This is a genomic window from Pseudarthrobacter sp. AB1, assembly GCF_014926485.1.
Lineage (GTDB): Bacteria > Actinomycetota > Actinomycetes > Actinomycetales > Micrococcaceae > Arthrobacter.
In genome coordinates, this window is record NZ_PZKO01000067.1 from 47,672 (window position 1) to 61,128 (window position 13,457).

11 protein-coding genes are annotated in these 13,457 nt (G+C 64.5%); 5 read left to right on the forward strand and 6 right to left on the reverse strand.

The features are described 5' to 3' along the window. Position 1 precedes the first annotated feature (1 nt). From narI to DAD99_RS18370, 4 genes are all read left to right on the forward strand, one after another. Entirely contained in the window at positions 2 to 826 is an 825-nt protein-coding gene (gene narI / locus DAD99_RS18355) for a respiratory nitrate reductase subunit gamma (protein ID WP_193342661.1), read from the forward strand. Positions 827 to 922: 96 nt separating this feature from the next. Next, complete coding sequence (locus DAD99_RS18360; RefSeq protein ID WP_227008244.1) at positions 923 to 2,095, forward strand: MFS transporter; 1,173 nt, start codon at positions 923 to 925, stop codon at positions 2,093 to 2,095. A gap of 186 nt (positions 2,096 to 2,281) precedes the next feature. Continuing rightward, positions 2,282 to 2,707 (forward strand): pyridoxamine 5'-phosphate oxidase family protein, encoded by a 426-nt coding sequence (locus DAD99_RS18365; RefSeq protein ID WP_193342662.1) that lies wholly within the window; start codon positions 2,282 to 2,284, stop codon positions 2,705 to 2,707. 754 nt (positions 2,708 to 3,461) lie between these two features. Then, on the forward strand, positions 3,462 to 4,625 hold the full coding sequence (locus DAD99_RS18370) for a tellurite resistance/C4-dicarboxylate transporter family protein (protein ID WP_193342663.1): 1,164 nt from the start codon (positions 3,462 to 3,464) through the stop codon (positions 4,623 to 4,625). 118 nt (positions 4,626 to 4,743) lie between these two features. Here the strand turns inward: DAD99_RS18370 and DAD99_RS18375 are convergent, their stop codons facing one another. Continuing rightward, positions 4,744 to 5,214 (reverse strand): pyridoxamine 5'-phosphate oxidase family protein, encoded by a 471-nt coding sequence (locus tag DAD99_RS18375; protein WP_193342664.1) that lies wholly within the window; start codon positions 5,212 to 5,214, stop codon positions 4,744 to 4,746. 297 nt (positions 5,215 to 5,511) lie between these two features. Beyond that, positions 5,512 to 5,766 carry a pyridoxamine 5'-phosphate oxidase family protein gene (locus tag DAD99_RS18380; protein ID WP_193342777.1) on the reverse strand — a complete coding sequence of 85 codons (255 nt, stop codon included), beginning with the start codon at positions 5,764 to 5,766 and terminating at the stop codon, positions 5,512 to 5,514. A gap of 89 nt (positions 5,767 to 5,855) precedes the next feature. Between DAD99_RS18380 and DAD99_RS18385 the strand changes: the two genes are divergently transcribed. Beyond that, a complete protein-coding gene (locus DAD99_RS18385; protein WP_193342665.1) occupies positions 5,856 to 6,323 on the forward strand; it encodes a pyridoxamine 5'-phosphate oxidase family protein in 468 nt (155 codons plus the stop codon). 201 nt (positions 6,324 to 6,524) lie between these two features. Here the strand turns inward: DAD99_RS18385 and DAD99_RS18390 are convergent, their stop codons facing one another. The 4 genes from DAD99_RS18390 to DAD99_RS18405 all read right to left on the reverse strand — a co-directional run bounded on the left by DAD99_RS18390 (position 6,525) and on the right by DAD99_RS18405 (position 13,401). Continuing rightward, the gene (locus tag DAD99_RS18390; protein WP_193342666.1) at positions 6,525 to 8,867 is read right to left on the reverse strand and encodes a heavy metal translocating P-type ATPase; all 2,343 of its coding nucleotides are present in this window, start codon (positions 8,865 to 8,867) and stop codon (positions 6,525 to 6,527) included. A gap of 341 nt (positions 8,868 to 9,208) precedes the next feature. Further along, positions 9,209 to 11,923 carry an HAD-IC family P-type ATPase gene (locus tag DAD99_RS18395; protein WP_193342667.1) on the reverse strand — a complete coding sequence of 905 codons (2,715 nt, stop codon included), beginning with the start codon at positions 11,921 to 11,923 and terminating at the stop codon, positions 9,209 to 9,211. A gap of 25 nt (positions 11,924 to 11,948) precedes the next feature. Beyond that, entirely contained in the window at positions 11,949 to 12,893 is a 945-nt protein-coding gene (locus DAD99_RS18400; protein WP_193342668.1) for a universal stress protein, read from the reverse strand. Next, positions 12,880 to 13,401 (reverse strand): universal stress protein, encoded by a 522-nt coding sequence (locus DAD99_RS18405; protein WP_227008231.1) that lies wholly within the window; start codon positions 13,399 to 13,401, stop codon positions 12,880 to 12,882. The genes DAD99_RS18400 and DAD99_RS18405 overlap by 14 nt, the downstream gene beginning before the upstream one ends. Positions 13,402 to 13,457 lie beyond the last annotated feature (56 nt).

Below are 13,457 nucleotides of genomic sequence, written 5' to 3' on the forward strand. Positions count from 1 at the left end.
CATGCCAACCTTCGAGACAGACCCCGGAGCCGCCGTCGAACTCACCGCCCTGGACATCGTCCTTTGGGGCGTCTTGCCCTACGTCATGGTGGTGGTCCTGGTGGGCGGCCTCATCTGGCGGTACAGGTACGACCAGTTCGGCTGGACCACCCGGTCCTCCCAGCTGTACGAATCGAAGCTGCTCCGGATTGCCTCCCCGCTGTTCCACTTCGGCCTGCTCGCCGTCATTGCCGGGCATTTCTTCGGCCTGGTCATCCCGATGGCCTGGACCCAAGCGGTGGGAATGAGCCAGGATTTCTACCACTTCAACGCCCTGTTTGTCGGGGGCATAGCGGGCGTGGGAACACTGGGCGGCATCATCCTGCTGATCTACCGCCGGCGCACCACCGGGCCGGTGTTTATGGCGACCACCAAAAACGACAAAACCATGTACGTGGTGCTCACCGCCGCCATCGTGTTTGGCCTGTGGACCACCCTCGCCAGCGTCTTTGAGGGCGAGCACGGGCACAACTACCGCGAAACCGTGGCTCCGTGGTTCCGCTCACTTTTCATCTTCCAACCTGACCTCGCCGCTATGGCAGCTGCACCGTTCTCCTTCCATCTCCACACGCTGGTGGGTATGGCGCTCTTCATGATCTGGCCTTTCACACGGCTGGTCCATGCCTTTACCGCGCCGCTGCATTACCTGTTCCGTCCGTACATCGTCTACCGATCGCGTGACCGCGGCCGCCCGGCCGGGGGCGACGGGGCACGGAACGCCACCCCGCCCGCCAGGCGCGGCTGGTCCGCCGTCGGGACCAGGGACCGGGATACCCGGAACCAGTGAGCAGAGGAGTACACAGTTACCGGATCCGCTCCACTTCCTGAGTCCCCTCGCACCGGCAAGGGGCGGCAGCTGGCATTGGCCACCAGCGCCTCGCTCATGGCCTTCTGGGCCTGGAACATTGTGGCGCCCCTGGGCGCCCGCTATACCCAGGAGATGGGGCTGGACCCCACGGCCACTGCTGTTCTGGTCGCCATGCCGATTTTCGTGGGATCGCTTGGCCGGATCGTGGTAGGAGCCATGGCAGACCGTTTCGGCGGCCGTGTCATGTTTACATTCGTGCTGCTGGGCAGTGTTCCCCCCGTCCTGCTGGTAGCCTTCGGCGGCACGCTCGGATCGTATGCCGTGGTGCTGGGAGCAGGCCTGCTGCTGGGCATCGCCGGCACCGTGTTCGCCGTCGGCATTCCCTTTGTCAGCGCTTGGTACGAGCCCTCCCGGCGTGGTTTCGCCACCGGTGTTTTCGGGGCCGGGATGGGCGGGACCGCTCTCGCGGCCTTCCTCACTCCGCGCCTGGTAAGCGCGATCGGCTACCTGGCAACGCATCTCCTGATCGCCGGCCTCCTCATCGCCATGGCAGCCCTGGTCTGGTTCAACGTCAAAGAGGCGCCCGGGTGGCAGCGGAACACCGCCCCTGTGGTTCCCAAACTAAGAGAAGCGGCAGGCCTCTCCGTCACCTGGAAGCTGTGCTTCCTCTACGCCATCGTCTTCGGCGGATTCGTCTCCTTTGCCACGTACCTGCCCACCTACCTCCGGGACATCTACGACTTTGATCCCACAGCAGCAGGCACCCGGACCGCGGGTTTTGCCCTGGCGGCCGTCCTCTTCCGCCCTATCGGCGGCGTGCTTGCGGACCGTATCGGCTCCAAACCGGTGGTTCTCTCGTCGCTGGCAGGCATCGCAGTCCTGGCCTACATCGTGAACCTTCGGCCCGACGGCGAGATCCCGGCCGGACTGACCTTCGTGGCGATGGCGGCCGCGCTCGGCCTGGGCACCGGAGGCGTGTTCGCTTGGGTGGGCAGGCTGTCACCGCCGGGCAAAGTGGGCAGCATCAGCGGCATCGTTAGCGCGGCCGGCGGCATGGGCGGCTACTTCCCTCCACTGGTCATGGGCGCCACGTACAACGCCGCCGACAACAGCTACTTCATCGGGCTCATGCTGCTCGTGGTGACGGCTGTGGCAGCGTTCGTCTTCACACTCGCTGTCGTCCGCACGCCCGCCGCGGTTGAAGCTCCCGGGCGTGCGGACGAGGGTTCCGGCCGGCCGCACGGCTAGCCTGATGCCGGGCACGGACTTGGGTCACCACGGTCATGGACGACCAATCACGGGGCAATCTGCGGGTTAAACGGTCTTACTCGGAGCGCCGTCCGCCATCATCCGCTAATCAACCAACGGGAGTATTTTAGAACGGATCGTGGGTTGCCCTTTACATTGCTCTACGAACGTCCGAAGGATGTAACCATGATGTTCTCTCATGATGACCCGATCCTTGTCCTTGACGATGAGCAGTGCTGGAAGTTGCTGGAGAACACCCAGCATGGGCGCTTGGTGCTGACCGCCGCCGGTGAAACGGACGTCTTTCCCATCAACTACCGCGCACACGACGGCCTCCTGCTGCTGCGTACGGCACCTGGCACCAAGCTTGCCGAGCTGACCATCAATGAGAACGTGGTGTTTCAGGCAGATGGCATCACCTCTGACGAAGCTTGGAGCGTCGTAGTCAAGGGACGCGCCCGGGTCCTTGAGCAGAGTTCGGACATTGCCGCAGCCGAGGCGCTGAACCTCAAGACATGGATCCCCACACTCAAGGACTTCTACGTGGAAATCAAACCGTCGCGTGTCAGCGGGCGGCACTTCAACCTGGGTGAGCAGCCAGAACGCTTCTGATCCGCCACGAGTCCATGCTCCGTGTTCGAGGGTTCTGACCGGCTGTCTGAGGATGCTCCTCAGCTTCACCGCGACGTCCGTCCCGGCGCATTCAGATAGATTCCGTGGTGATCCCCCATTCGGGGCAGAACCGACGCTGTGAGGGGAGCGGCACCAAAGAGCGAGCGCGCCCCGGGGCACTTCATCAGGGACGCAGGGTGGGTTGGGACCCAGGAGTGCTTGAATCTTTGCGACGGGTGTCTGTGGGCCGCTTGGCAGTGTGGCTTTGAGACGACCTGGCAGTTTTCCTGTCAACTGCACCGTTGACATCGAGCGGTAATTTCTCGACAGGGACGGGGACAAAGCTTAAGGCCGCTCTAAACGGTTTTCCGATGGCTGTGGAAGCTCAGGATCGCCGCCCAGGCGTGGACCCCCGCTGAAGGCGCCAAGCACCCAGCAACGGCAAGCACCCAGCAATTGAGTAGGCAACCATAGGTCCCATGCCCGCACCAAATGAGCTGACGCCGCTGACGGGCAGTAGGCGCCGCTACGAAACAGCCTCGTCCGGCGGACATCACTGCCCTCATTAACCAAGCGGAGAGCCAGATATAAAGATCCTGGTAGCGGCCAGAAGCAGTTGATACAACCAATCTTGAGCAGTTCTTCGTCTGAGATAGCTGGCGTGTCCGGGCAGATACACCGTTACTTTCCATACTCGGATCGATGGGACTGTGGCCCTCGTCACGCAGGCGGGATGCCACTTAAGCTTGGTGCTATGACCACGGCCGCTCACTCCCCGAGTTCCTTCGGTTCGCGCGTCGCCGAGGCAGTGCAGACCCTCACACCGGGGTATTTCGCTCTCACGATGGCCAGCGGGATCATTTCGGTGGGGCTCGAGCTCGAAGGCTTCCACGCGCTGTCGGCTGCACTCCTCGTGATCTGCGCGGCCTCTTACACAGTGATCCTCGTGCTCAGCCTGGTGCGTCTGATCAGGTTTCACGAGGATATGCGCCGCGACTTCATGGATCCCGCCCGGGCGTTCGGCTTCTTCACCTTCATCGCCGGGACGAATGTGCTCGGCGTGCGGCTCGGAATGGCAGGTTGGCCGGATGCGACGGCGCTGCTCCTCGTTGTCGCGATGCTTGCCTGGGTGGTGCTCGGCTACGTCGTGCCGTGGACAGCTGTGCTCGGCCGGGACGAGCGGCCCGTGGTCAAGGACGCAAACGGCACATGGTTCATATGGTGCGTAGCGAGCCAGTCCGTGGCGGTCGCGGCGGCGTCTGTCGAGCCTCTCGCCGGGCCGGACTGGCGCGCGACCTTGGCTCTGGTCGCCGTCGTGGCATGGTCGGTGGGGATCATCCTCTATGCCGCTGTGGGGATATTCGTCTCGCTGCGGCTCATGACCTACCCCATCAGGCCGGAGGACCTCCGCCCACAGTACTTCGTGGCCATGGGCGCCATGGCGATCAGCGTCCTGGCCGGCGCGCGGATTGTCGAAATGGCCGGCGCGCCCATGGTGGACGCGACCCGCGGGCTCGTGGCCGGTTCGTCCGTGGTGTTCTGGGCCTTCGCCTCGTGGCTCTTTCCCGTGCTCCTCGCGGCCGGGTGGTGGAGGCACGTGATCCACCGCGTGCCGCTGGCCTTCGAACCTGGGCTCTGGAGCGTCATCTTCCCCCTCGGTATGTACGCCGTGGCGGGAATTTATCTGGGGCGCGCAGACCATCTGCCCATTGTCGCTGTTATCGGCCGTGCAGAGTTGTGGGTAGCCGTCGCAGCGTTCCTCGCCACCTTTGCCGGGATGCTCTGGCACCTTTGGGCCACGCTCGTGCGCCCCGGCAGGCGGCCCCGAGCGCCGGGCACAGTTCGGCCGCGGCTGGGTCCGCGGATGCCAGACCGTCGGGAACCCGGAACGTCGGGACGCCAGAGCGAGGGAAGCTGACCGCCGTTCCTCCTGGACGTCCTTGCGTCCCCGGCCCTCGTGCGGCAGGAAACCTCGGGGCCCAACGCATTGAAACGCGACCATTCAGGTTCGGCTGCCCAATTGGAGTTCCGCTGTGCTACTCAAGTCCTGCGCGGGTGGCCTCGTTCAAGGACGTGCGCCACAACATGGGCGTGGTGACGCTGAAGCGCCTGCCTGATACCAACCGGGGAACGATCCGGATCAGATGGTCTTGTCCAACCCCCTGCCAAGGAAAAAGTCCGCGGCGGATTTCGTCCATGGCCGGACCAGTGGGCGTAGTCTCCTCAGCCCGACCTTTGACCACAACGCTCCAGGCCAGGCCGAATTCGGCGCTCACGGCATCCGCCTCCAAAGCAACGACGGCGTCGGCTTCAATCGCCTGCCGCTTGGTTCCGCTGCCCGTGCGGAAGACGAGTGTCCGGTTGTCCACTGTGAAGTTCACCGGGAAGACGTCGGGATGGCCATCGACGATGACCGCGAGCCGACCCACGGTCGTTTCACCCAGCAGCCTCCAACAATCGTCGGGATCGAGAATCTCTGCCTCAGGCACTATGTTCTTGTCGGTCATGAGGAGATCCTACGGGGGGTTGCTCTGCCCAAACAGGGCCCCAAGACCCATGCGCCGCCCGTAAGAAACCGTCGCAGCATGGTTCCCTCCCTCCGTTAGTCAGGCAACGGGTGGAAGCAGTGTGTCCCGGCGGCCGTCCAGTGCGGCTGGACGAACAAGGTTCCCTGCGCTGTCAGGTTGAAAACATCGCCCTTGCATCTGCGGTGGCGGACTACCGCGGATCAGCGGTCGATACTGTCAAGACAGCCCTTCTTGCCCGTCACTGGGAGATGCACAGGACGGGGCATCTGCCCCGCCTCAGGACTCCAGGGGCGGCCACCATCGTCTGGTATGACTGATAACAAAACGGCGGCCACTGACTTCCGTGGGCGTGATACGGACCAGGTGATCCTTCACCCCTGGCCCCCACGGCGAGACCCTGTGCTCCGCCGCCTCCGGAGCGTCCTCATCCTCTCCGACCACGTCAGGATGGCCTTTCACCACGACGCTCCAGGCAATCGTTCCGTAGGGGTTGAGTCCGTCTGCCTCCAGCGCAACGGGCCCTCCTTCCAGATACGGGAACCGTGGACGTGAGCAATTCCCGGCAAGGGATCCTTCAGCGCCCCTGTCCCTTGACGACGGTTGAGCTTAGGATCGGCGGTATGGAGAACAAGCCGGCGGTGCCCGGGACAGAGCTGTTGGAAAGCCAGGAGTGCTGGAGTCTGCTGCGGCAGGTGTCTGTGGGCCGTCTGGCCGTATGGCATGGAGACGGGCCCGATATTTTTCCGGTCAACTACACCACGGATCATGGAACGGTGGTCTTCCGGACAGGGTCTGGGACGAAGCTTGAAGCGGCCCTGGCAGAGTTCCCGGTCGCCATGGAAGCCGACGGGGTTCCGGAAACAGGAGTGGCCTGGAGCGTGGTGATCAGGGGCAAAGCCGAGCTTCTGACCCAGACCGAGGACGTTTTGAGCACCTTTTCGCTGCCGCTGTTTCCGTGGCAGGCAGGCAGGAAAGACCACTTCGTACGGGTCGTACCCGCTACCATCTCAGGGCGCCGGTTCACCGTCGCTCCCCCCAACACATGGTGGACCCCTGCCGAAGGCGCCAAGCGTTCGGCCGGCGAATAACCGGTCAGCAGTGCCCGGTCCTGCTCCGCACCAAGGCGCTGCCTTGGATGACTGATCCGGGCAGTTGGCCGCGTTCTCTGCCGAAGCGAAGTTTTCCGCCCCTTGGGGTGAACCGGGAACCATGCCACCCACGGGGCGGATCAGGTTCCGGCCGGCAGCCCGGGCCGGCGGGGTAGGGTGCTGCCCCGCGGCCGGTGCGGGTCAGATTTTCATGGCGCGCAGGCGCAGCGCGTTGGTGATGACGCTGACGGAGGACAGCGCCATCGCGGCGGCGGCGACGATCGGGGAGAGTAGCAGGCCGAACGCGGGGTAGAGGATTCCTGCGGCGAGTGGGATCCCGGCCGCGTTGTAGATGAACGCGAAGACGAGGTTTTGGCGGATGTTGGCCATGGTGGCTTCGGAGAGCTTCCTGGCCCGCACGATTCCGGTCAGGTCCCCCCGGAGCAGGGTGATGCCGGCGCTTTCGATCGCCACATCGGTTCCGGAACCCATGGCGATACCGACGTCGGCCGCGGCCAGGGCGGGCGCGTCGTTGACGCCGTCCCCGGCCATCGCCACGATCCGTCCTTCGCTGCGCAGGCGCTCGACCACGGCGCTCTTGTGATCGGGGAGCACTTCGGCCTCGATTTCCGTGATGCCCAGCCGCCGGGCGACCGCCTCGGCGGTGGTGCGGTTGTCCCCGGTGAGCATGAGGACGCGGATGCCTTCCTTCCGCAGGGCGGCCAGCGCGGCGGGGGTGCTTTCCTTGACCGGATCCGCGATGGCGAAAACCGCGGCAAGGAGCCCATCGACGCTGGCGAAGATGGCGGTCGCACCGTCGGCTCGCAGCTCGTCGGCGCGCGCTGCGAGCGTGTCGGTCCCCACGCCCCCGGAAGCCAGGAATTGTGCACTGCCCAGCGTCACCCGCCGTCCTTCCACCGTTCCGGCGACGCCCTTGCCCAGCGGCGAGTCGAATTCCTCCACGGAGGGAATGGTGATGCCGGCGCCCTGAGCGGCTTCGATGATGGCCAGGCCGAGCGGGTGCTCGGAGGCTTGCTCGACCGCGGCGGCCAGGCGCAGCACGTCCTGTTCCTCGAAGCCCGCGGCCGTGACGATCGCGGTGACGGAGGGCCGCCCCTCGGTCAGGGTCCCGGTCTTGTCGACCACCAGCGTGTCGACTTTTTCCATGCGTTCGAGGGCTTCGGCGTTCTTGATGAGCACGCCCAGTCCTGCGCCGCGCCCGACGCCGACCATGATGGACATCGGCGTGGCCAGGCCCAGGGCGCACGGGCAGGCAATGATCAGCACGGAAACGGCCACGATCAGTCCGTGCGCCATCCGGGGTTCGGGTCCAACCAGGGCCCAGATGATGAAGGCGGCCACGGCGATGGCGATGACGATGGGAACGAACCAGGCGGAGACCTTGTCGACCAGGCCCTGGATCGGGGCCCGTGACCGCTGGGCGGCGGCGACCATGGCGACGATACGGGCCAGCATGGAGTCGCTGCCCAGTTTCCCGGCGCTGATGACCAGCGCTCCGGTCTGGTTCAGCGTGCCGCCGACCACGTGGTCCCCGGCTTGCTTGGTCACGGGCATCGATTCGCCGGTGATAAGGGATTCATCGAGCGTGGAGCGCCCCTCCACAACCTCGCCGTCGACCGGGACCTTCTCCCCGGGCCGGACCCGGACCCGGTCACCGACCTGCAGCAGGCCCAGCGGCACTTCCAGCTCGACGCCGTCGCTTCCGATCCGCCGCGCGGTCTTGGGTGTCAGGTCCAGCAGGGCCTTGATGGCGCCGGAGGTCTGCTCCCGGGCCCGCAGCTCGAGTACCTGGCCGAGCAGGACCAGGACCACGATGACCGCGGCGGCCTCGAAGTAGACATCGACGCTGCCGTCCATGCCCCGGAACGCCTCCGGAAAGGCGGAGGGCACGAAGATGGCAGCCACGCTGTAGAGCCAGGCGACGCCGGTGCCGATCGCGATCAGCGTGAACATGTTCAGTTGCATGGTCCGGAGCGAGGCCCAGCCGCGGACGAAGAAGGGCCAGCCGGCCCATAGGACGACGGGTGTGGCCAGGAAGAACTGGATCCAGGCGGAGAGCCGCGGCGGTACCACTTCGTGCAGCGCGGGGAAGAGGTGCACGCCCATTTCGAGGATGAAGACCGGAATTGTGAGGGCCAGGCCGACCCAAAAGCGCCGGCTCATATAGCCGAGTTCGGGGTTGGGTCCGCTGTCGGCCGTGATGACCACCGGCTCCAGGGCCATCCCGCAGATCGGGCAGGAGCCTGGCCCCGCCTGCCGGATTTCAGGGTGCATAGGACAGGTGTAATCGAGCTCCCCGTCGTTCGCCGGGGCCACGCTCCCGGACGGGCCGGTGCCGTGGAGGTACCGGCCCGGATCTGCCACGAACCTGCCCTGGCATCCGGCCGAACAGAAGTAGTACGTATCTCCCTGGTGTTCGGTGTGGTGTCCGGTGGCGTGGGGGTCGATGGTCATCCCGCAGACGGGATCCTTGACCTGCTCGGCCGTCCCGGTCTCCTGGGAGTGGTGTGCATGCTCGGTCATGATTAATCCTATGTGTGGTGGCCGTAATTGCAGCCCCGGGTTTCCGGGATTGGGGCCGGCTCGTAGAACGTCGAATATCTCGCTGGTGGATCCGGGCCGACAGGCCAATGGTGTGGGATTATCGGGTCACCTCCACCATCCTGCCCGGCCGGTCCTGCCCTGTCTGCCGTCCCAGGGGGCGCGACCCCTGGCTAACCCGCTGGCACCGTTTCAAACGAAAAAATTCGCCGCAGGTCTCCGTCCGCGATCGGCATGCCGATCAGGATGAGTGAGACTTTGCTTCGGTCGTATCTGTACCGGAGTAGCTCTAGAGCGGTAGTGCCGAAGCGTTTCGGATTTGGTCACAGCTGCCGGCGCTCATTCACCCGTTCGATTGCCTTACCTGCTTCAATGAGCAGGAATATCGCGACCGACAGGCCGAGCGTGTAACCCCATTCACACAAACCGATCGGGGCCGAGTGGAACCAGAGGTTCATGAACGGAGCGTAGACAAACGCGAGCTGTAATGTCAGGAGCGCACCGGCGCAGATCCAGATCGCCGGGTTTCGGCGCAGGACTGCCAAGTTCAGGCTGGAGGCACGTACGAAGCGTGAGTTAAATAAGTAGGCGAGTTGACTGAGAGCGAGCATGGTCACCGCGGTCGTTTGCGCCATTGCCAAGGAAGCACCGGCAGCGAGCTCGAGAAAGAACACTGCCGTGGTGGCGCCACTGATGAGCACCGCTACCCAGACAATTCGTCCCAGATAAGCCCGGTCCAGGAGAGATCCGCCGGTTTTGAGCGGCTGGCGCAGCATCAATTCGGGCTCGGCCGGCTCATAGGCGAGGGCGAGCGAGAGGGTGATCGCGGTGATCAGGTTGATCCACAGGATCTGCGTCGGTTGTAGCGGCAAAGTGAATCCGAATAACACGGCGACAAGGATGATCATCGACTGGGCCGCCGTCGTGGGCAAGAGAAAGATAATCGACTTCTGCAGGTTGTCGCGGATGCGCCGCCCCTCTTCGACGGCACGTTCGATGGTGGCGAAGTTATCGTCAGCGAGGACGATATCGGCCGCCTCCTTAGTCGCCTCTGTGCCCTTGATTCCCATGGCCACGCCGACGTCAGCACGGGTGAGGGCGGGTGCGTCGTTAACACCGTCACCGGTCATCGCAACGACCTCTTTGTGCGTTTGCAGTGCCTTGACGATACGGAGTTTGTGTTCGGGGCTGGTACGCGCATAGACGTCCACGTCGCGCACAACCCGGATGAGTTGGTCCTGACTCATGGCCTCCAGCTCGGCACCGGTTATCACCCGTGAGTGCGCGCCATCGGTGATTCCCATCTCGCGGCTGATTGCCCGAGCTGTGCCCGCGTGGTCGCCGGTGATCATTTTCACGCGGATGCCGGCGGCGTGCATGGTGGCGATCGCCTCGATCGCCTCCGGCCGGGGAGGATCAACGATGCCGACCACTCCAAGGAACAGCATGCCGTCGTCGACGTCCCCGACGTTCAGGTCGGCCATACCGTCGGCGGCGACGGCGCTGGCGGCGGCCAGCACGCGCAGGCCTTGCGCGCTGAGATCATCGACACACGTATCCCAAAAATCCGCATCGAGCGGCTCCGGCTGCCCGTCGGCGCCGAGCTGGTGGCTGCTCCGACCGAGCAACACGTCCGGAGCGCCTTTAAGGAAAATGCCCAGGTGTCCCTCGCGGGTTCGGTTCAGCGTGGCCATGAACTTGCTGTCGGACTCGAACGGCACGACGGCGACTCGCTCGTGTGCGGCGGAATCAAATCCGGCCTTCACGGCGAGGGTGCGCAGTGCGCCCTCGGTCGGTTCACCGACGACCCGCCATTGGCCGCCTTCCTCCATGACGCGGGCGTCATTGCACACCGCCATGGCCGTGACGAGTTCGTTCAGATCGGGGTGGGCGCCAAGTGTGGCGGTTTCGCCGTTGAGGATGATCGCGCCGACCGGCTCGTAACCGACGCCGGAGACCGGGTATCGCGCCTGTCGGGTGACGGCGATACGTACTGTCATTTCGTTGCGGGTGAGCGTGCCGGTCTTGTCGGAGCAGACGGTGGTGACCGAACCGAGCGTCTCGACCGCGGTCAGGTTGCGGACGATGGCCCGCCTGTTGGCCATCTGATGCACACCGAGAGCGAGGGTGATGGTGACGAGGGCCGGAAGTCCCTCGGGGATGGCCGCGACCGCGAACCCAATAGCCGCCGACAGCAGATCATTTCCGTCTTGATCGTGCAGGAGACGACCGATCGCGAGCATGATCGCGGCGACGCCGACTATAAGTAGCGACAGCTTCTTCCCGAAGGAGTCAAGCTGCCGGGTGAGCGGTGTGTCGAGGCTCTGCACCCCTGTGATCAAGGTCTGGATGCGCCCGATCTCAGTGTCTGCGGCAGTGGCCGTAACAACTCCTGTGCCGCGGCCGGCAGCAACGATGGTACCCGAGAAGAGCATGCTGTGCCGGTCGCCAATGCCAGCGTCCGTCGGCACCGGACCGGTCTTCTTATCGGCGGGAACTGACTCACCGGTAAGGGCGGATTCTTCCACGCGCAGGTTGGTTGCCTCAATGAGTCGAATATCGGCGGGCACCTTGTCACCGGACTTGACCCGCACAATGTCCCCGGGAACAAGCGCTTCCGCGTTCAGATCAACCCATACCCCGTCACGGCGGACCTGGGCGTGCAAGGAGAGCATCTTGCGAATAGCGTCCAGGGCCTTCTCGGCCCGGCCCTCTTGCAAAAACCCAATCACAGCGTTGATCACGGCAACAGCAATGATGACCGCGGCATCGATCCAATCTCGGAAGATCAGTTTGATCACGGCAGCGGCCAGCAGCACATATATGAGCACGTCGTTGAAGTGGTTCAGAAACCGCAGCGCCGGGTTCCTCGCGGCCGCCGCAGCCAGCCGATTCGGGCCATAATCGGCTAGGCGCTGTTCTGCGGCACCGGCGCTGAGGCCATGATGGTTTGAGCCCAGCTCCGCGAGCACCTCGGCGGCCGGCCGGGCGAAAGGGTCGTGCACGCGTACGAGCCCACCGGTCGGGGAAGCGATCATCGATGCGCCGACTCCTGAATGGGCATCACGCCCTGACATCTGGGACCTTAGACCGTCCGTCCACCATCGGCCTGTTGAACAGGGACGGGTTGCGGTTTTCCTCTCCGTCTTCCGGGGTGGCACGGCGTCGGGAAATGAGGACGGGGCCCTTGGCATGGTGCAGGACGGCATGGGCTGTAGAGCCGATGGTGCCTCTGATGAGTCCGTGGCCTTTGGTCCCGACGACGGTGATGCTGGCGCCGCGTGCGGCTTCCAGGATGGCCCTGGGGACGGAGGCGTCAGTCAGCAACTGTCCCTCGATGCTGATTCCGGGTGTGGTCTCGCGGGCACTGTGCAGGACTGAGTCGAGAAGTTCCTGGGTGCTGGGGTGACTATCCTCTGCCGGGTCCCGAAGCAACTTGAAACCAGCAGGGGCGTGTTGGACGTGGACGATGGTCAGTTTCGCGCCCGTCAGGGAGGCCAGAGCGCACGCATCCTTGAGTGCCGCTGGCGAGCCGGAACTGTCCACCGCGACGACGACGGGCCCCTCAGGGTGGCCACCGGCACGGATCACGGCAACCGGGCAACTGGCCGTCGCCGCCATTTCCAGACTCACGGATCCGACCAAGAGGCCCATAAAACCGCCGATACCCCGGCTTCCGACGACGAGCATCACCTCACCGACAGAAAGTTTCAGGAGATGTTCCGGAGCCCACCCATACAGAAGGCTGGTCTTAATATCCAGGGCGGGGGCTTCGTCCTTCGCCAGGGCCAGGCCCTCGTCAAGGGCAATCTCGCCGGAACGTTCGAGTCCGCTGTCTGCCACGCCGGGGACCGGACCCAGGTCGTGGGTCAGCAGCGGCCACAGGGAGCAGTGCACCAGATGCAGCCCGCAACTGCGGAGGACGGCTTGTCTCGCCGCCCAGCGGACTGCCTGGCCGGATTCCACTGACCCGTCGTAGCCAACGACGATGTTTTTAGACTCCTGCATGGTTCCGCCCTTTATCTGGTGTCTTGGGGATATGATCCCAATTTGTCCCGGGCGTCGCCGCGAGTGCAGGTGGCAGTTCGGTGCCATGTGCGATCAGCACTGAGCACTTCGCATGTTCTGCAACCGCGGCGCTGACGGCGCCGATGAGTAAGCCTTCGAGCCCGCCGAGGCCGCGGCTTCCGAGGATAAGCAGCTGGGCCTGCCGGCTTTCGTCGACCAGGACCTTGGTGGCAGGGCCCTGCCGTATGACCAGCTCCAGGTCCGGGGGAGGGACGGAGCCGAAGGCTTTGCTGACGGCTTCGGAACAGACACCCCGGGCGACGTGATCCGGGTCCGCGACAGCGGGGGTAAGCCGGCCATAGGGAATCTCGAATTCCCAGGCGGTCACAACTCTGATGTCCACCTGCAGCAGGGGTGCGAGGGCACCGGCCCAGCGTAAGGCCAGGATCGATGGGGGACTTCCGTCGACTCCGACGACTATTCTGGGTCTTTTTTCCGTTTGGTTCATGGTCTGTCGTTCTTGATGCACGGTGTTCCGCCCTTTGAATCTCTCGGAGATCTATC